The 18,153-nt window shown below is 65.0% G+C and carries 17 protein-coding genes; 12 read left to right on the top strand and 5 right to left on the bottom strand.

Annotation, left to right across the window (positions count from 1 at the left end):
* Positions 1–191 precede the first annotated feature (191 nt).
* The 4 genes from CSW57_RS16980 (at position 192) to CSW57_RS16965 (ending at position 4,123) form a co-directional block, all read left to right on the top strand.
* Positions 192–2,576 carry a phosphoketolase family protein gene (locus CSW57_RS16980; RefSeq protein WP_099383846.1) on the top strand — a complete coding sequence of 795 codons (2,385 nt, stop codon included), beginning with the start codon at positions 192–194 and terminating at the stop codon, positions 2,574–2,576.
* Positions 2,561–3,190, top strand: a complete 630-nt coding sequence (locus tag CSW57_RS16975) for a hypothetical protein (protein WP_099383845.1) — start codon at positions 2,561–2,563, stop codon at positions 3,188–3,190. Before CSW57_RS16980 ends, CSW57_RS16975 begins: the two co-directional genes overlap by 16 nt.
* 100 nt (positions 3,191–3,290) lie before the next feature.
* Entirely contained in the window at positions 3,291–3,605 is a 315-nt protein-coding gene (locus tag CSW57_RS16970) for a hypothetical protein (protein ID WP_143696558.1), read from the top strand.
* A gap of 53 nt (positions 3,606–3,658) precedes the next feature.
* Positions 3,659–4,123 (top strand): SixA phosphatase family protein, encoded by a 465-nt coding sequence (locus CSW57_RS16965; protein WP_099384551.1) that lies wholly within the window; start codon positions 3,659–3,661, stop codon positions 4,121–4,123.
* 12 nt (positions 4,124–4,135) lie between these two features.
* Here CSW57_RS16965 and CSW57_RS16960 read toward each other — a convergent pair whose 3' ends face one another.
* Complete coding sequence (locus CSW57_RS16960; RefSeq protein ID WP_099383843.1) at positions 4,136–5,755, bottom strand: acyl-CoA dehydrogenase family protein; 1,620 nt, start codon at positions 5,753–5,755, stop codon at positions 4,136–4,138.
* Between the two features lie 263 nt (positions 5,756–6,018).
* Between CSW57_RS16960 and CSW57_RS16950 the strand changes: the two genes are divergently transcribed.
* Entirely contained in the window at positions 6,019–6,759 is a 741-nt protein-coding gene (locus CSW57_RS16950; protein ID WP_099383841.1) for a type 1 glutamine amidotransferase, read from the top strand.
* Here CSW57_RS16950 and CSW57_RS16945 read toward each other — a convergent pair.
* From CSW57_RS16945 to CSW57_RS16930, 4 genes are all read right to left on the bottom strand, one after another.
* Entirely contained in the window at positions 6,744–7,703 is a 960-nt protein-coding gene (locus CSW57_RS16945; protein WP_099383840.1) for an esterase/lipase family protein, read from the bottom strand. The two genes, CSW57_RS16950 and CSW57_RS16945, sit on opposite strands and share 16 nt — an antisense overlap.
* Before the next feature lie 60 nt (positions 7,704–7,763).
* Entirely contained in the window at positions 7,764–8,855 is a 1,092-nt protein-coding gene (locus CSW57_RS16940; protein WP_099383839.1) for a DNA polymerase IV, read from the bottom strand.
* Between the two features lie 66 nt (positions 8,856–8,921).
* Positions 8,922–9,854, bottom strand: coding sequence for a TauD/TfdA dioxygenase family protein (locus CSW57_RS16935; RefSeq protein WP_099383838.1), 933 nt, complete (start codon positions 9,852–9,854; stop codon positions 8,922–8,924).
* 24 nt (positions 9,855–9,878) lie between these two features.
* Positions 9,879–10,835, bottom strand: a complete 957-nt coding sequence (locus CSW57_RS16930; RefSeq protein ID WP_099383837.1) for a TauD/TfdA dioxygenase family protein — start codon at positions 10,833–10,835, stop codon at positions 9,879–9,881.
* Between the two features lie 226 nt (positions 10,836–11,061).
* Between CSW57_RS16930 and CSW57_RS16925 the strand changes: the two genes are divergently transcribed.
* The 7 genes from CSW57_RS16925 (at position 11,062) to CSW57_RS16895 (ending at position 18,151) form a co-directional block, all read left to right on the top strand.
* Positions 11,062–11,811, top strand: a complete 750-nt coding sequence (locus CSW57_RS16925) for an IclR family transcriptional regulator (protein ID WP_099383836.1) — start codon at positions 11,062–11,064, stop codon at positions 11,809–11,811.
* Between the two features lie 206 nt (positions 11,812–12,017).
* On the top strand, positions 12,018–13,091 hold the full coding sequence (locus CSW57_RS16920; protein ID WP_370623977.1) for an ABC transporter substrate-binding protein: 1,074 nt from the start codon (positions 12,018–12,020) through the stop codon (positions 13,089–13,091).
* A complete protein-coding gene (locus CSW57_RS16915) occupies positions 13,088–13,897 on the top strand; it encodes an ABC transporter ATP-binding protein (protein ID WP_023954228.1) in 810 nt (269 codons plus the stop codon). Before CSW57_RS16920 ends, CSW57_RS16915 begins: the two co-directional genes overlap by 4 nt.
* A complete protein-coding gene (locus CSW57_RS16910) occupies positions 13,890–14,765 on the top strand; it encodes an ABC transporter permease (protein WP_099383834.1) in 876 nt (291 codons plus the stop codon). The genes CSW57_RS16915 and CSW57_RS16910 overlap by 8 nt, the downstream gene beginning before the upstream one ends.
* Before the next feature lie 30 nt (positions 14,766–14,795).
* Entirely contained in the window at positions 14,796–16,133 is a 1,338-nt protein-coding gene (locus CSW57_RS16905) for an LLM class flavin-dependent oxidoreductase (protein WP_099383833.1), read from the top strand.
* Positions 16,130–17,353: an MFS transporter gene (locus CSW57_RS16900; protein WP_099383832.1), complete on the top strand. Its 1,224-nt coding sequence runs from the start codon at positions 16,130–16,132 to the stop codon at positions 17,351–17,353. The genes CSW57_RS16905 and CSW57_RS16900 overlap by 4 nt, the downstream gene beginning before the upstream one ends.
* Positions 17,354–18,151, top strand: a complete 798-nt coding sequence (locus CSW57_RS16895; protein ID WP_099383831.1) for an SDR family NAD(P)-dependent oxidoreductase — start codon at positions 17,354–17,356, stop codon at positions 18,149–18,151.
* Positions 18,152–18,153: the final 2 nt, after the last annotated feature.

Genomic DNA, 18,153 nt, shown 5'->3' with positions numbered 1-18,153 from the left:
GACAATACTTGCCGGATCCGGGGGCGAGCGTGCTCTCGCGGTGGGAGTGTGAGCGAGTCGATCACGACGACAACAAAACCTCGGTGACGGCGACGCGAACTCTGGACTATTGGGTACTCGAGTCGTGCGGGTCACCCGAACCCGACCGATAATCGACATGCCCTGTCCGCAAACACCCAGAAGGTGCGCATATGACGTTGGCCGGATACACCGATTCCGAACTCGAACTCGATCTGCGGTGGTGGTCCGCGACCAACTACCTGACGGTTGCGCAGATCTATCTGCAGGACAACGTCTTACTGCGCGAGCCGCTCAGCGTCGAACACATCAAGCCCCGACTGCTCGGCCACTGGGGTACGAGTCCGGGGCTCGCGATGGTTTACACCCTCCTCAACCGGCGCATCCGCGAGACCGATTCGAAGTGGCTGTACATCACGGGCCCCGGGCACGGTGGGCCCGCTCTGGTGGCAGCGACCTACCTCGAAGGCACCTACAGCGAGATCTATCCGCACGTGTCCCCGGATGCGGATGGCGTCCGAGCGCTGTGCAGGCAGTTCTCCACGCCGGGTGGTATCCCGAGCCACGTGAGTGTGCAGACACCGGGTTCGATCCACGAGGGCGGCGAACTCGGGTACGCACTCATCCATGCCGCGGGCGCCGCCTTCGACAGCCCCGATCTGGTGGTCGCGTGTGTCGTCGGCGACGGTGAGGCCGAGACCGGCCCCCTGGCCGGCTCGTGGAAGATCCCGGCGTTCCTCAATCCGGCCCGTGATGGTGCGGTGCTGCCGATCCTGCACCTCAACGGCGCAAAGATCGCCAGTCCCACAGTCTTCGGCCGGAGCAGTGACGACGACATCGCGGCGTTCCTGTCGGGCCAGGGCTGGGAGCCCATCTTCGTCGGCGGTGACGACCCCCATGCGGTGTTCCCGGCGATGGCTCAGGCGATTGCGAACGCGCACGACAAGATCGTCGAGATCCAGAAGCTCGCTCGGGAAGGCGACCCGTCCGGCGACAAGTGGCCCGCCATCGTGATGCGTACCCCCAAGGGCTGGACGGGACCGCACGAGGTGGACGGCAAACTGATCGAGGGCACCCACTGGAGTCATCAGGTCCCGCTGTCGGGGGTGAAGGAGAATCCCGAGCACCTCGCGCTCCTCGAGGAGTGGCTGCGCTCGTACAAGCCAGACGACCTGTTCGACAAGTCGGGTGCACTCATCGACGACCTCGCCGACCTGGCACCCAGTGGTGAGCTTCGGATGGGTGCGACGCCGTATGCCAACGGCGGCCGAGCACTGGTCCCCCTCAAGATCCCGCCGCTCGAGTCGTACGCCCTCGACATCGAGGCCCCCGGCGCACTCGCCTACGAGACCACCAAGGTGCTCGGCGAGCTGATGCGCGACATCTACCGCGACAACTCCGATGCGAACCACGGCGGATCCTTCCGGTTGTTCAGCCCGGATGAGACAGCGTCGAACCGGCTCCAGGCGGTGTTCGAGCAGACCGACCGCTGCTGGCAGTTGCCGACCAACGAGAACGACGACAACCTGTCGCCCGAGGGCCGCGTGATGGAAGTGCTCAGTGAACACCTGTGCCAGGGCTGGCTCGAGGGTTACCTGCTGACCGGGCGCCATGGTCTGTTCGCCACCTACGAGGCTTTCGCGATGGTGAGCGTCTCCATGCTGGTGCAGCACACCAAGTGGTTGCAGCACGCGGCCGAGCTGCCGTGGCGCGAACCGGTGGCATCGCTCAACGTGCTGCTCACCAGCACCTGCTGGCGTAACGACCACAACGGATTCAGCCATCAGGGGCCGGGCCTGATCGATGCCGTCATCCCACTGGCCCCCGGCGTGGTGCGAGTTTGGCTGCCACCGGATTCGAACACCCTGCTCTCGGTGGCCGACCACTGCTTCCGCAGCCGCGACCACGTCAACGTCCTCGTGGTCGACAAGCAGAAGCACCCTCAGTATCTGACCCTCGAACAGGCACACAAACATGCCGAGGCCGGCGCATCGATCTGGGAGTGGGCCGGTACCGAGGGCGAGACCAACGACGCGGACCCCGAGCAGCCCGACATCGTGCTGGCCGCCGCGGGCGACGTTCCGACCGAAGAGATTCTGGCCGCTGCACACCTGCTGCGTGAGTGGGTTCCCTGGTTGCGCGTCCGCGTGGTCAATGTCGTCGACCTGATGGTGCTGTTGCCCCAGGATCAACATCCACATGGGCTGCCCGAATCGAAGTTCCTGGATCTGTTCACCGCAGAAACCGATGTGGTGTTCGCTTTCCACGGCTATCCGAGGGCCATCCACCAGCAGCTGCACGGCCGCACCCGCGCCGACCGGTTCCACGTTCGCGGCTTCATCGAACAGGGCACCACCACAACTGCTTTCGACATGGTGGTGCAGAACAAGATGAGCCGGTACCACCTGGTTCTGGAAGCCCTGCGCAGAACCCGTCGCGTACCAGAACGCAGCCAGGAGCTCGCCGAGTTCTGCCGGTCGCAGCTACAGCGCCACACCGAGTACGTCACCACCCACTTCGAGGACATGCCGGAGATCCGCGAGTGGAAGTGGTCTTAGAGTCCATCGTCGGGGCCGTCCAGATCGCCGGTGCGTTTCTCGGCCGACCTTCACGCGCCGTCCGTGCACGTTTCGGGGCAACCCCGGCCGAGGCTGAACGGACGTTCCCGGGCGACGAGCTCGTACCGATCCCGTCGTGGTCGTACACCCATGCGATCGACGTGGCCGCGACGCCGGAACGGGTATGGCCCTGGCTGGTGCAGATCGGCCAGAGCCGCGCCGGTTTCTACAGTTACCGCGGTCTGGAGAACATCGCGGGCTGCCGGATACACAACACCACCGAGATTCGGCAGGAGTTTCAGAACCTGGCGATCGGTGACGAGGTGAAGCTCCATCCCCGAGCGCCCGGCCTCGAGGTCAAGGCTGTCGAACCCGGCCGGTCGCTCGTGCTGTTCGGAGGCACTGCAGGATCAGCCGACGCGTCGGTGTGGGCCTTTCACCTGGTCGATACCGGCGACGGCCGCTCTCGGCTGATCGAACGCGGACGCTACGCCCACGGCGACCGGTTCGGGAGCCGACTGGCGTTCGGGCCAACTCTCCTGGAGCCGGTTTCGTTCGTGATGTCGCGGAAGATGTTGTCGAGCATCGCCGAGCTCGCGACCATCGTGCCTTGACCGGGACCATGCCGCCGATCCGCGTGCGCGATGCGATCATCAGCCACCTCGTCGGCGCGTCAACTAGTACTCGGACGGCAGGTGGGGCACCCTGGGACAGGTGAGTGGTCTATCCCTATCGGCGCAGGCGGCCCTGCGTGATGACCTGGAGCGTCTGATGACGCTGCAGCGTGATCAGATCGACTGGGCCTGCTCGAACATCGACTCCATCAAAGAACTTGTTGCCTTCGGACTCGACGAAGTCGTCGAGCTGCGTGAGTTGGCCGAGCTCGAGTGGGACCGGGGAAACGAAGAGATCGCCCAGCACCTCGAACAGGAAGCATCCGCCTGGAATCACACGGTGCGGCTCCTCCGTGCCGCGCTCTCCCGGTGCGGAGCGGATGAGTCGACCGGTCGGCATCGTAAGGTTTCCTGACAGGCGAACGCGGTGACGCTACCGTCGACCTCGTGGCACGAACACTGATCCTCATGCGGCACGGCAAGTCTGCCTATCCCAGCGGTACACCCGACCAGGAACGTCCGCTCGCCGAGCGCGGCCGGCGCGAAGCAGCATTGGCAGGCCGGTGGATGGCCGACGACGCACTCACGGTCGATGCCGTCCTGTGCTCGACCGCGGTCCGTACGCGCCAGACGTTGCAGCACACCGGTATCGACGCACCGGCCACATTCGTCGAAGACATCTACGGCGGAGACGCCGATGACGTGTGCGAGGCGATCAGGCTCCACGCGCCCGCGGACGCCGCCACGATATTGGTGATCGGGCACGAGCCCGGGATGCCGGACACGGCGATGACACTCGACCCGGCAGCGCACATTCCACGCTTTCCCACGTCCGCGTACGCGGTTGTGGAGACCGAGACCGCGTGGGACCAGCTGGGTCTGACGCCGGACTCGACGGCGCACATGACCCGGCTGGCCATACCGCGGGAATGAGTCTGCCGGCGCCTATTTGACCAGTGCCCGTTCGAGCACGGGCGCGAGATCGAGACCGGTGGGCAACGTGCCGTATGCGCCCGCCCAGTCGCCTGCGAGACGGGTGGCCGCAAAGGCTTCCGCCACAGCCGGATGTCCGTGCCGCAGCATCAGCGAGCCCTGCAAGGCGATGCAGATCGACTCGGCGATCCTGCGTGCGGTCGGCTGGCCTGCCTCTCCCAGCTGGCTCTTCAGGGAGTCGAGGTAGTTGTCGTACCGGGTGTCCATGCCGGTCGCCGACTCCAATTCGTCGAACAGCGCATCCACCGACTTGGGTGCCGTGGCCATCGCACGCAGCGTGTCGAGGGCGCTGACGTTCCCGCTGCCCTCCCAGATGCCGTAGAGCGGTGCTTCGCGATAAAGCCGCGGCATCCCGGAGTCCTCGACATAACCGTTGCCGCCCAGGCACTCCATCGACTCGGCGACGTGCGCGGTTGCCCGCTTGCACAACCAGTATTTGGTCGCGGGCAGCCCGATACGTCGCAGCAGGGCCTCGGTGTCGTCGCCGCGTTCGGCTGCGTCGGTGGCCCCCGCCATCCGCATCGACACCATGGTGGCCGCTTCCGCTTCGATCGCGAGATCCGCGAGGACGTTCCGCATCAACGGTTGATCGATCAGGTAGTCGCCGAACACCTTCCGGTGCTGGCTGTGGTGCATGGCCTGGGTGAGCCCGACACGCATGTTGCCCGCACTGGCCAGCGCACAGTCGAGCCTGGTGAGGTTGACCATCTCGATGATGGTGCGAACACCGCGTCCCTCCTCGCCCACCAACCATGCCGTCGCACCGTCGTATTCGACTTCCGACGACGCGTTGGCGTGGTTGCCGAGCTTGTTCTTCAGTCGTTGCAGGCGCATCCGGTTGCGGCTGCCGTCGGGCAGTACCCGGGGCAGGAAGAAGCACGAGAGTCCACCGGGAGCTTGGGCGAGCACGAGGAACAGGTCGGACATCGGGGCGGACGTGAACCACTTGTGCCCGGTGAGCGTGTAGGAGCCGTCTGAATTGGGTTGAGCTGCTGTCTGGTTCGCACGGACATCGGAGCCGCCCTGCTTCTCGGTCATCGACATCCCGGCGATCACACCGGACTTGCCGGCCGGGACCGACAGGTACGGATCGTAGGTTCGGGAGGTCAGCAACGGCTCGTAAGTGGCGGCCAGGTCGGGGTTGTGCCGCAGCGCCGGCACCACGGCGTAGGTCATCGAGATCGGGCAGACGTGACCCGCCTCGACCGTCCAGACCCCGAGTTTGGCGGCCCTCACCACGTGCGCGCCGGCTCGACCGTCGGCCCAGGGTGCTCCGTGCAGACCGTGCGTCACAGCGACATCCATCAACCGGTGGTAGGCCGGGTCGTACTCGACCTCGTCGACACGGTGACCGTACCGATCGTGCGTTCGCAGTATCGGCTGGTTCCGGTCGGCGAGTTCCCCCCACCGTTGAGCCTCCTCACCGGCAGCGATGGCGCCCAGTTCGAAGACCTCGTCGGCGCCCCAGCCACCACCTTCGCGGACCAGCGACTCCGACAGCGCCGGGTTGGTCGCCGGGTTGTATCCACTGAGCAGCGGAACTTGATTGATCACCTCGTGCGTATCGGTCATCAATCAATGATGCGCCTCGGGGAACCCGACGTTCACAGGAATCCTCACCTGGGCCGATACTCGGATCGCCCGGCCATGGTGCCATGGCAGCCGGCCTTGGATGAGCGCCGGCCCCGCGTTCTGTCCATACTGGACAAAACCCACCACCGTCGGACACGATCCGGCGGGTATCAGGAGTATGCAGTGCAATTTTCAGCACACGACGTTGCTGTCGCGCCATCGACGGTCTGCATCGTCGCGACCCAGCTCCACGACCGGTTGTGATGGCCGAGCCAGATCTCGTCGAGCCAGTTCCCGGGGCGTCTCGCAACCGCGCACTCTTCGTGGTGCATGATCACGACCGCGACCGCGGAGTCGCTGATACGGGGACCCTGCGCGACCACGTCATCGACCGTGGCTACGACGTGGAGGTCGTGCACCCGTCCGGAGATCTACCGGAGGTCGCGGGGTTCGATTTCGCTGTCGTGATGGGTTCTTCGGAAGCGGCATACGACGATTCCGTTCCCTGGCTGGCGGCCGAGATCGGCTACCTACGTGCTGCCCTCGCCGCGAACGTACCGATTCTCGGTGTGTGCTTCGGTGGCCAGCTGCTCAGCCGGGTTCTCGGCGGAAAGGTCAAGCGGTCGGACCACCCCGAGCACGGTTACGTCACCGTCGACACCGTTGCGCCCGAACTGGTTGCACGCGGGCCGTGGATGCAGATGCACTACGACCGATTCACCCTCCCCCCCGGTGCTCGCGAAATCGCCCGCAACGGAGCAGCGTTGCAGGCCTTCACATTCGGTCGGAACCTGGGCGTTCAGTTCCATCCGGAGATCTCACCGGCGGTGTGGGCCACCTGGCAGGCGAGCTGGGCCGCCGGCCGCGAGGGTCAGCTGGTCGTCGAACGCGGTATCGACCTGGACAAGATCACGGCTGAGATCGCTGCTCGCGCGGCCGAATCGAAAGAGAACTGCGCGACCTTGCTCGACGCCTTCCTGAAACTGGCTCACGCACCGGTGTAGGGCGGCACGTCCAGGCAGGGTGCGGGTCTGGGATGCGCGGGGTCGAGGGCGTTGAGCACAAACGCCGAACTGCGCTGGTTGGACACGATCGACAGATGATCTGAGCGGTCCCGCGAGCAGGTGTCCTGCACAACGATGTTGGTGACCTCGATGCCGGGCGGCCCGGCCAGGATGCCGCTGGTGTACGGGGTCACGAGCTGGTCGTAGCGGGTGACGATGTTCGTGTAGTCGATGCCCGCGACGTAGGGGCCATCGGGGGCATCGATGGCCGCCGCGAAGTCACCGTCGCCGGGTGCAGCGGTGCAGTCAGGGCATTCGGTGTCGGGTACTGCTGCGGGCGGCAATCCCAATCGGTCGGCAAACATCTCCACCAACTCCGACCGGCCCTCGCCGTCGCCGTCCGACCCCTGCCAGTACGGCGCGAGCGACACATACTTGTCGATCTTTCCCGCGCCCCCGTAGTACTTCGCCCAATAGGTCGGGATCTGTGTGCCCTGCGAATGACCCACGATGTCGACCTGCGCGGCGCCCGTTTTCGCCAGCACGTTGTCGACGAACACCTTGAGCTCCCAGGCACTGACGTCTTTGGCGCCCAGCCCGCCGATCCGCGACAACGGCCACTGCTGCGACAACTCGCCATAGGTGAGCGCGAACACGCAATAACCCTCGTTCTTGAGCACCGGCACCAACGAGATCCAGTTGGTCTGCTGACTGCCCGCGGTGCCGTGGACCAATACCACCGGATCGGGGTGCTGAGCAGACGGCTTGCATGCGTAATCGTTGGACCCGGGCAGCGAGCCATTCGGGTTGGCGAGTTCGGCGGGTATGCCGGCCAGGAAGTTGTACTGCACCGGCAGCGGAGCCGCCTGCGCGCTCGGCGCCAGACCGACAGTTATCAGCCCAACCAAGACCGATGTCACCAACGCCTGCCTGAACCACCGCATGTGATGCCCTCCCGCTCGCCGATCTCTGCCCGGAAGTTAGCACCGAAGCGGTGCGGGCACCTACGGGTCGGGCGGAATGTTTTCTGTGGGCATCACCAGATCAAGACGCACACCCAACAAGCGGATCGGGCGGTCCAGCTCGAACTTGTGCAGCACCTCGAGCATCGCGGCCTCGATCACGGTGGCGTCGGTGGTCGGGGCGGGCAGCTTCTTCGACTTCGTCCGGGTGTAGAACGTCATGGTCCGAACGGTCACGGCCACCCGGAAAGCCACCCGTCCCTCAGAGATGACCTGCGCCAACAGTTCCCGGGTCAGCTTGCGGATCGCCTCATCGATGTCGGCGCGGGCGGTGAGGTCGGTCGGGAAGGTCTCGACCTTGCTGTGCGACCGCGGAATGTACGGTTCGGCGCTCACCTCGATGTCGCCGCCACCACGCGAGAGCAGGTACAGCCAATTGCCGAGGTGGGGTCCGAACTCGGCCACCAGCCGCCCGACATCCTCTGAGGCAAGCTGGGCAACGGTATTGATCCCCAGCCTCTCCAGTTTTGCTGTCGTCTTGGGACCGACGCTCCAGAGGTCGCCGACACCGCGCTCCCCCATGATGGGCATCCAGTTCTGGTTGTCCAGGGTGAAGGCGTGCTCGGGTGAGCGTTTGGCGAATCCGGTCGCCATCTTGGCGCGCTGTTTGTTGTCGCTGATGCCGACCGCCGACGACAGCCCGCGCTCATCGAGAACCCGCTGTCGAACGGCCTGGGCCAACTCGGTGATGTCGAGACCGGTCTCCGATGCCGGAACGCCCAGGAACGCCTCATCCCACCCGATCACCTCGACGGGATATCCGAAGTCTCGAAGCGTCTGCATCACCTCGGCCGATGCCTCGTCGTACGACGTGTGGTCCAGGGGCAGATAGATCGCCTCGGGCATCTTGCGAAATGCGGACCGCAACGGCATGCCGGCCCGTACCCCCTGATCACGGGCCTCGTAGGACGCGCACGTGACGACCTTGCGCGGTTCGGTCGGGTCACCGGTCCCGCCGACGATGACAGGTGTGCCGATCAGGTCCGGGTTCCGGCGACGCTCCACCGACACCTGGAACTGGTCCAGGTCGACGTGCAGGATCGCGCGGAAGCGCCGGATCGGTGGTGTGGTCATCGTGCCCGACGATATGCGACGGACGACCCCGGCGGAACCTTACGTTTCCCCCCGGCACCCGCCGGGCTAGGAACCGATGAATTGTTCGCCGGAGATGGACGTCGACGGCGTGCCGTCGACACCGACGGGGATGTCGCCTTCGATGGTGGTGCGGTAGAGCACACGGGTGACGTCCAGGTGGTTGATGTCCCCCGGAGCCAGGTGCGCGGTCGCCCGGTTGTCCCACACCGCAATGCTTCCCGTCGACCAGCGGAATCGCACCGTGTAGGCCGGCCGAGACACCTCCTCGAACAGCAGGTCGAGCAGGGCATCGCTCTGTCGTCGGCTGTAGCCGACGATCCGGCTGGTGAATCCCGGTTGCACGAACAGGATTCGCTCGCCGGAGACCGGGTGCACGCGGACCACCGGGTGTTCGCTGATCAGCGGCGCCTTGCTGACCTTCTTGCCGTAGGAACTCTCGGCCTTGAAGATCGGGTGGCGGCCACCGAAGCGGTGCTCGGCCCGAAGGCCGTCGACGAGTTCTTTGATCGACTCGGGCAGTCCGTCGTACGCGGCTGCGAGGTTGGTCCAGCTGGTATCTCCGCCCCGCGCCGGCGCGATGGCCGACCGCAAGATACTGACGGCCGGAGGGTTCACCAAAGCCGTGACGTCCGTGTGCCATTCGTTGGTGTAGCCGGCCGCCTTCACGCCGAACTTGCGCTCGTAGTCTCGGTTGTCGATTGCCAAGATCTCGGGGAACTCGGTCGGGGCGTCGTCGTCATAGGGGTGCGAGGCGGTGACGGGGCCGAAGGTCCGTGCGAAGGCGATCTGCTCGGCATGGCCGATCTGCTGGTCCCGGAAGAACAGCACCTTGTGGCGATGCAACGCGTCGATCACTGCGGCCGACTGATCATCGTCAAGGGGCCGGCGCAGGTCCACGCCGCTGACCTCGGCTCCGATGTGCCCGGCGACCGGCCGGAACTCGAGGGTGGTGCGGGTGACGGGTTGGGTGATTGTCATGGCTGTGGTCCTCAGGTCGGGGGGTCAGGCACTCTTCTTGGCGAGAAACAGTTCACCGGAGACGGATCGGGACCTTCGGCCACCAACCCCTTCGGGCACATCGCCTTCCACCGTCGTGCGGTGCAGCACCCGCACCACGTCGAGATGGTCGAGATCGGTGGGCGCCTGATGGATGGTGGCGCGGTTGTCCCACACCCCGATGCTGTCGGGTGTCCAGCGAACCCGAACCGTGATGGCCGGGTTGGTGATCTCCTCGAACAGCAAGTCGAGGATGCGATCGCTCTGGGAGGGACTGACTCCGAGGATCCTGCTGGTGAAACCAGGGTTGACGTAGATCAGTTTCTGACCGGTCACCGGGTGCACACGAATCACCGGATGCTCACTGATGATCGGGGTCTGCTGGGTCAGCGACTCGGCTTCTGATCCCTTCTCCCAACGCTTTTCGCGTCCCCCGAATCGGTTCTCCGCGTACAGACCTTCCAGGAAACGCTGGAGCGAGGCGGGCAGGTTGTCGTAGGCGGCACCCAGGTCTGCCCAGGTGGTGTCGCCACCCACCTCGGGAACGAGTTCGGCACGCAGCACGGTCACGGCGGGTGGGTTCACCAGCGCCGTGACGTCCTGGTGCCAGAAGTTGGCGTAGCTGTATCGGCGCGATCCTCCGCGGCTGGCATAGGTTCGCGAATCGACCTCCAGCACTTGCGGATAGCCGGCCGGCGACTTGTCCGTGTACCCGAGTGGATGAGCGTCCGTGACCGGCCCGAAGTAGCTCGTGAATCGGATCTGCTGTGCGTGGTCGATTGCCTGATCCCGAAAGAACAGCACCTTGTACTCGAAAAGGGCGTCACGTAATTCGCGCTGCGCCTCCGCGTCCAACTCGTCGACCAGGTCGACGCCCGAGACTTCGGCGCCGAGGTAGCCGGCAATCGGCTCGACGGACAAACGGTTTGATAGCGATTGGCGGCTCTCGATCAGTGTGGTCATCGCAGATCCCATCCTTTGCATTCAGTGGTTGACGATTTCCATTGGCTACCGAGACCGCACATGCGTGGCAACCACTGCTTCCACAATGTGAAATCCGAAAGGCCGTCGGGTCGAAATACCCAGGCCACCAGCGGGGATAGGTTCACGCCGCGCCGAAATCTTCACCTCTCATCATCTGGCAACCACCATGGCGACAAGCATCAGAACGAACCGGAGGGGGTAGGACATGGCCTCGACGCGTCAGCCGGGTCGTACCGGTTCACAGTCGGTGGAACGGGCAATCGCAGTGCTCTACGCACTCGAAGGCGAGGACCGGCCGGTAACGGTCAGCGAACTGGCGAGCCGGGTCGACCTGCCGGTGAGCACCACACATCGCATCGTCCAAGCGCTTGTCCGGGGCCGGCTGTTGGCACGCGACGGCCACAGCGCCTACCGCATCGGCGACGGGATCACCGCGCTTGCACAGACCGCGGCTCAGCAGATCGACATCGACGCTGCCGCCCCCCATCTGCATCTCTTGTCGTCAGGGATCCGGATCACGGCCAGCCTCGGTGTCATCGACAACACCGACGCGGTCACCGTCTACTCGGCCCGGCCACCGTCGATGTTCTGTACCCACCAGCTGCCCAGCCGGCGAACCAGGGTCGAAGGAAGCGCAATGGGCCAGGCCATCGTCGCGTTCGGTCATCGACGCAATCGGCGCCTCGGGACGATTCCGGACGTGGCGTCCACGCGGCAGCGCGGCTTCACGGTGTCGTCAGCCGGTGGCGTGACGGCGGTGGCCGTGCCCGTGTTCGATGCCCGAGGCCAGGTGCGCGCATCCATCGGAGTCCAAGCACGTAGCGCACGACTCGATGAGAACCTGATCGTCCGCATCCAACCGGCGATGCGCCAGGCCGCAGAAATGCTCCGCGACGCCGTGGCCGACGGTTCCGTGAGGGCGAAAGACCGCAGCCTTTTACCCGCCACGATTTAATCGGGCCTCTATTTCCATGATGTGAAATAGGTTGTTGAAGACCCCGGGACCGGTATCGAAAAATATCTCTCGAACCCCAAGTTCTATGCGCGGCAGAGTGTTTCGCAGCGCGAATGAAGTGCTCGGTGCCGGCGGAACAAATCGATGACAGTTTCGGATCGAGAACACAACCGTTTGCGAATCCGAGAAACCCGAAAGGAAAAGCAGTGAGTCACAAACACCCATGGCGGGTCCGCATCGCGGCAGCGCTGGCACTTCTCGTGGGGGTGACGACTGCCGCCTGCGGCTCCGCCGACGAGGCCACCGTCACCGCCGACGGCAAGACCGAGCTGCGGTACCTCAGCTTCCCCGCGACCGTTCAATTCCCGGAATTGGCAGCTGATCTCGGGTACTTCACCAAGGTCAGCATCAAGGCGGTCGGCGAGACCACCAGCGGCCCGCAGTCGATTCAGGCCGCCGCGACGGGCGACACCGATTTCGGGCACGCTTTCAACGGAGCGATCGTCAAGCTGGCGTCAGCGGGTTCACCGATCACGGCCGTCGTCGATTCCTACGGCGCCGACGAGAAGACATTCAACGGGTTCTATGTCCTCGAGGATTCCCCGATCCGCACCGCGAGGGACCTGATCGGCAAGAAGATCGGAATCAACACGTTGGGGGCGCACTCGGAGTTCGTCATTCGCGAATGGCTTGCCCGTGAGGGACTTTCGAAGGACGAGATCGCGTCGGTCCAGTTGCTGGTGGTGCCGCCGATCAACAACGAGTCGTCGCTGCGCCAAGGTCAGATCGATGTCGGCGCGTTCAACAGCATCTTCCAGCAGCGCGCGCTGCAGAACGGCGGGATCCGGGAGCTGTTCACCGACAGGATCTTCGGAGACTTCAGCTATGGCAGCTACGTGTTCCGTGACGAATTCATCAAGAAGAATCCGGAGGCCGTGAAGGACTTCGTCCAGGGTACCGCCCGTGCGATCCGCTGGACGCAGGTGACTCCACAGGCGGAGGTTGTCGCACGTTTCAAGGACATCATCACCAAGCGTGGTCGCGGCGAGGATCCCGCTCTGGCCGAGTACTGGAAGAGCTCGTCCATCCCCACGCCGGGCGGGGTGATCAAGCCCGAGGAGTTCCAGCTGTGGATCGATTGGCTCGTGCGCAACAATGAGCTCGACAAGGGCAAGCTGACACCGCAGGACATTTTCACCAACGACGACAACCCTTACGCCGACGGCACGTACCAGCCTGACTCCGGGCCTGACGGCGCACCGGTGGTGGCAGCGAAATGACGACGCCGAAACTGGAATTGCGCGGGGTGCGCAAGTCGTTCACCGCGCCGGGCAAGCCCGAGTTCGTGGCCATCGACGACATCAGCATCTCTGCGGCCGAAGGAGAGTTCCTTGTCCTCGTCGGCCCCAGCGGCAGCGGAAAGTCCACCCTGCTCGACCTGGTCGGCGGCCTCACCAAGCCCACTGCGGGTGAGATCCTGCTGGACGGAAAGCCCATCACCGGACCAGGACTGGATCGGGGTGTGGTATTCCAGCAGTACGCGCTGCTGCCATGGCGCACGGCCCGTGCGAACGTGGAATTCGGCCTCGAGGCCAAGGGCATCTCGCGTCGCCGGCGCAAGGCCATCGCCGATGAGTACCTCGGACTCGTCGGTCTCGGCAACTTCGGCGACCACTACCCCCACGAGCTGTCGGGTGGCATGAAACAGCGTGTGGCGATCGCGCGCAGCCTCTCGTACGACCCCGAGGTGCTGCTGATGGACGAGCCGTTCGCAGCGCTCGACGCCCAGACCCGCGAGGGGTTGCAGGGCGAGCTCCTACGGATCTGGAAGGCCACGGGCAAGACCATCCTGTTCATCACCCATGGCATCGACGAGGCCATCTACCTCGGCAACCGGGTTGCCATCCTCACCGAACGCCCCGGTCGGATCAAAGAGATCCTGCCGATCGACATCGACCGGGATGCCGTCGACGACATCCGTTCATCTGAACAGTTCCGCGACTACCGGCACCGGATCTGGCTGTCGTTGCGTCCCGAGGTGGCCGGTGCCGCCGCCGAAACGATCGGAGTGGGTAGCCATGTCTAGCGTCACGTTGGAAAAGGTCTCGAGCCCGGCGCCGGTGAAGGAGATAGCATCCCCGGCTCCGGCACCTGTCCCCTCATCCACACGTCGGGTCGGTGGGAAGCTGCGAAAGTCCGGCTCCTGGGTCTTCCGCAGTTCGATCGCGCTGGTGCTCCTGGTTGCATTTTGGGAGGTCGCGCCGCGCATCGGTCTGGTCGACCGGACGTTCCTGCCTGAGTTCTCGGTGGTCGCGAAGGCTCTGGTCGATCTGGCCGAGAGTGGTCAGCTCTGGGAACACATCTCCGCGAGTTTGGGTCGAGCTCTGCGCGGCTTCGCCATCGCGGTGGTGTTCGCCGTGCCGTTGGGCATCCTGATCGGCTGGTACCGGCCTCTTGCGCAGTACCTCAGCCCGGTTCTCGAGTTGTTCCGCAACACGGCCGCACTGGCCTTGCTCCCCGTCTTTGTGCTCATCCTCGGCATCGGAGAGACCTCCAAGGTCGCTCTCGTGACCTACGCCTGCATCTTCCCCATCCTGCTCAACACGATCTCGGGTGTGCGGACAGTTGACCCGTTGTTGATCAAATCTGCTCGCTCACTGGGTCTTCCCGCGTACCGGTTGTTCCAGAAGGTGATCCTGCCCGCAGCCCTGCCGACGATCTTCACCGGCATCCGACTCTCGGCCGCATCGTCGATCCTGGTTCTCATCGCGGCCGAAATGGTCGGTGCGCGTTCGGGACTCGGCTACCTCATCATGGCAAGCCAGCTCAACTTCCAGATCCCGCAGATGTATGCCGGCATCCTCACCATCGCGCTCGTCGGTCTCGTCTTCAACTACGTACTCGTTCTGCTCGAACGCCGATTCTCTCGCTGGCGAACACCTGCCGCCAACTGAATCACCCGACATCACACTAGGACTGATCACATGACACGCACCCTGCACCTGAACGCCTTCTTGATGGGCGTCGGCCATCACGAAGCCGCCTGGCGTCATCCACGCACCTCCGAACACGAAGTGCTCGACGTCGCCCACTTCGTTCGGCTGGGCCAGATCGCCGAACGCGGAAAGCTCGACTCCGTGTTCTTCGCCGACGGCTTGGCCGTAGGACCCAACATCCGCCGCAACACCCAGGCCATCTTCGAGCCGATCACACTGTTGTCCGCCATCGCGGGCGGGACCAGCAAGGTCGGCTTGATCGCCACTGCCTCAACGGGTTACAACCACCCGTACACGTTGGCGCGCGCCTTCGCCTCGCTCGAACACATCAGCGGGGGCCGTGCCGGATGGAACATCGTCACGTCCGGTCAGGAACAAGAGGCGCTCAACTTCGGCTATGACTCCATCCCCGACCACGCCGGCCGGTATCGCCGCGCCCAGGAGTTCGTCGATGTCGTGAACCGGCTGTGGGACAGCTGGGAGGACGACGCCGTGGTGCTCGACGTCGACAACGCGATCTTCGCGGACCCCGAGCGGGTGCATCCCATAAACCATGTGGGAGAGGCGTTCAGGGTCCGGGGTCCGCTCAACTCGCCCCGATCGCCGCAAGGTCGGCCGGTTCTGGTGCAAGCCGGATCTTCCGAGGACGGCAAGGACCTCGCAGCCCGCTACGCGGAGGTGGTCTTCACCGCCCAGCGCACCATCGCCGAAGGCCAGGACTTCTATCGCGATCTCAAACGGCGTTTGCCGCGTTATGGTCGCGGCGCCGAAGACCTCCAGATTCTCCCGGGCATCGTGCCGTTCATCGGCAGTACCGAGCAGGAAGCACGTGACCTCGAACGTGAGTTCACCGATCTGATCTCGCCCGACTATGCGCTGGGCCAGCTGTCGAACTTCTTCAACGTCGATCTCACCGGCCTCCCACTCGATTCCCGGCTGCCACCCCTACCTCCGGAATCGGAAATCCAGGGCCACAAGAGTCGATCGACGCTGGTACGTCAACTCGCCGCCTCCGAAGATCTCACGATCCGTGAGCTGATCGGCCGCCTCGGGGGCGGTCGCGGGCATCGCACCATCACCGGGACACCGGAGCAGATCGCCGACGACCTCATCGCCTGGGTGGACGCGGGTGCGGCCGACGGTTTCAACATCATGCCTCCCTACCTGCCCGGCGGCCTCGAGGATTTCGTCGACCACGTCGTCCCGATCCTGCAGGCCCGCGGCCGCTTCCGCGACGACTACACCGCATCCACCCTCCGCGGCCACTACGGCATCGAACTGCCGTCCGGATCCGTCGAGAAGGAGCCGGCGGCAGCCAGCGCATGACATCGATCGACGATCCGGCGACAGCGGCCGGACGCGTCGAACGACCCCTGAGATCGCTCGCCGGCACCGTCTACCTGCCGGCGACGGCCTACGGGATCGGACAGGGGGCGGCCGCGCCGGTGATGGTGCTGTCCGCCCTCGAGCTCGGCGCATCCGCAGCTCAGGCTGGCCTCACCGTGGCGATCGTCGGACTCGGCCAGGTGGTCGGCGACACGTGTTCCGGGCAGATCGTCGCCAAGATCGGTGAGCGGCGCTCGATCATCGTGGCCAGTCTGCTTGCGGCGTCGGGTGCGCTGGCCTGCCTTCTCGCACCGGCGGTATGGACGTTGTGCCTGGGCATCTTTGCGGTCGGACTGGCCAACGCGGTGTGGGGTCTCGCGCGGCAGAACTACCTGTCGCTGGCCGTTCCGTTCGCCTGGCGGGCCCGGGCGATGTCGCTGTTCGGCGGAGCCATGCGGCTCGGCTTCTTTGTCGGACCGCTCCTCGGTGCCGGCGCCATCGTCGTGTTCGGTACCCGGGGCGGATTCCTGGTGCAGCTGACAGCGATTGTCGTCGCCGGGTCGATGATGGCCCGGCTCCCCGACCCGCCGGGCGCCGGACCGATGGTGGAGTCGCACAACATCTCCCAGGTCTTCGCAGAGCACGGTCGGCTGTTGGCGACCCTCGGCGCGGGGTCACTGTTGCTCGGCGTGGCACGCAGTGCTCGTGACGCGATCTTGCCGTTGTGGGCCAGCCACATCGGGTTGTCGCCGGCTGTGGCCAGCCTACTTTTCGGTGTGGGTGCCGCTGCCGACGTGCTGTTCGCCTACCCCGCAGGCCATCTGATGGACCGTTTCGGGCGCACGTTGGTGGCGGTGCCCTCGATTGTTGTGCTGTCGGTGTCATATCTGCTGTTGCCCTTCACCACAACGCTTTTCACGTTCACTGCAGTCGCGGTGGTGATGGGTGTCGGTAACGGCCTCGGCAACGGGGTCATCATGACCATCGGTGCAGACGTCGCACCGAGCACCGGCCGGGCCGAGTTCCTCGCCGCATGGCGTCTGACGCACGACAGTGGCTTTCTCGTCGGCCCGTTGTCGATCGCGTTGTCCGCGGCCGTGTTCCCGTTGTCGGCGGCAGTCTTCGCCGTGGCCGCACTGTCGGCCGGGGGCGCAGTGCTGTTGGGCAAGTATGTTCCCGAGTACACAAGCATGAGTTCACCGACCACGAGGAGTACATAGATGGATCTGGGTCTGACCGGAAAACGGGCACTGGTGACGGGCGGCAGCAAGGGCATCGGCCTGGCGATCGCTCATGCCCTGGCCGCAGAGGGAGCCGACGTCGTGATCGCCGCACGCGGGGTCGAGGCCCTGGAGTCCGCTGCCGCCGACATCGCCCAGCAGTCCGGCCGCCGGGTGATCGCGATATCCGTCGACACCGGTGACGACGCGTCGGTGCAGAACCTCGTGACCCGCACGGTCGCGGAGCTGGGCGGCATCGACATCCTCGTCAATTCGGCAGCCACACCGTGGAGCGCCGGCAAGCCGACCGACTTCGCATCCACCACCGACGATGTCGTCCGACGTGAGGTCGAGATCAAGGTGCTCGGCTATCTTCGCACCGCTCGAGCGGTGGCGCCGCACCTGATCGAGCAGGGCTGGGGCCGAATCATCAACATCAGCGGTCTCGGTGCAAGACAAGCGAACTCCATCGCACAGACCATCCGCAACGTGAGTGTCGCTGCGTTGACCAAGAACCTCGCCGACGAGCTGGGTCCGCACGGCATCAACGTCACGGTTGTCCACCCCGGCCGTACCCGCACGCAGCGGCTCACCGATCAACTCACGGAGCGGTCGGCGGAATCCGGCGTGGCCGTCGCGGACCTGGAGAACGAACTGGCCACCAACTCGATCCGGCGCATCGTCGACGCGTCCGAGGTGGCCGACGTGGTCGCTTTCTTGGCATCGCCGCGCAGTGTCGCGATCACCGGGGACGCCATCGCAGCAGGTGGTGGCGTTCCCGGACCGGTGTACTACTGAGA

The organism is Williamsia muralis (genome assembly GCF_002735905.1).
Taxonomy (GTDB): domain Bacteria; phylum Actinomycetota; class Actinomycetes; order Mycobacteriales; family Mycobacteriaceae; genus Williamsia; species Williamsia muralis_A.
This window is presented reverse-complemented; position numbering and strand designations above follow the sequence as displayed.

Bases quoted from the DNA above. Each gene is read 5' to 3' on its own strand.
- CSW57_RS16980 (WP_099383846.1), top strand. From the start codon at position 192: ATGACGTTGGCCGGATACACCGATTCCGAACTCGAACTCGATCTGCGG.
- CSW57_RS16965 (WP_099384551.1), top strand. From the start codon at position 3,659: ATGCGGCACGGCAAGTCTGCCTATCCCAGCGGTACACCCGACCAGGAA.
- CSW57_RS16960 (WP_099383843.1), bottom strand. From the start codon at position 5,755: ATGACCGATACGCACGAGGTGATCAATCAAGTTCCGCTGCTCAGTGGA.
- CSW57_RS16950 (WP_099383841.1), top strand. From the start codon at position 6,019: ATGGCCGAGCCAGATCTCGTCGAGCCAGTTCCCGGGGCGTCTCGCAAC.
- CSW57_RS16945 (WP_099383840.1), bottom strand. From the start codon at position 7,703: ATGCGGTGGTTCAGGCAGGCGTTGGTGACATCGGTCTTGGTTGGGCTG.
- CSW57_RS16940 (WP_099383839.1), bottom strand. From the start codon at position 8,855: ATGACCACACCACCGATCCGGCGCTTCCGCGCGATCCTGCACGTCGAC.
- CSW57_RS16935 (WP_099383838.1), bottom strand. From the start codon at position 9,854: ATGACAATCACCCAACCCGTCACCCGCACCACCCTCGAGTTCCGGCCG.
- CSW57_RS16930 (WP_099383837.1), bottom strand. From the start codon at position 10,835: ATGACCACACTGATCGAGAGCCGCCAATCGCTATCAAACCGTTTGTCC.
- CSW57_RS16925 (WP_099383836.1), top strand. From the start codon at position 11,062: ATGGCCTCGACGCGTCAGCCGGGTCGTACCGGTTCACAGTCGGTGGAA.
- CSW57_RS16915 (WP_023954228.1), top strand. From the start codon at position 13,088: ATGACGACGCCGAAACTGGAATTGCGCGGGGTGCGCAAGTCGTTCACC.
- CSW57_RS16910 (WP_099383834.1), top strand. From the start codon at position 13,890: ATGTCTAGCGTCACGTTGGAAAAGGTCTCGAGCCCGGCGCCGGTGAAG.
- CSW57_RS16905 (WP_099383833.1), top strand. From the start codon at position 14,796: ATGACACGCACCCTGCACCTGAACGCCTTCTTGATGGGCGTCGGCCAT.
- CSW57_RS16900 (WP_099383832.1), top strand. From the start codon at position 16,130: ATGACATCGATCGACGATCCGGCGACAGCGGCCGGACGCGTCGAACGA.
- CSW57_RS16895 (WP_099383831.1), top strand. From the start codon at position 17,354: ATGGATCTGGGTCTGACCGGAAAACGGGCACTGGTGACGGGCGGCAGC.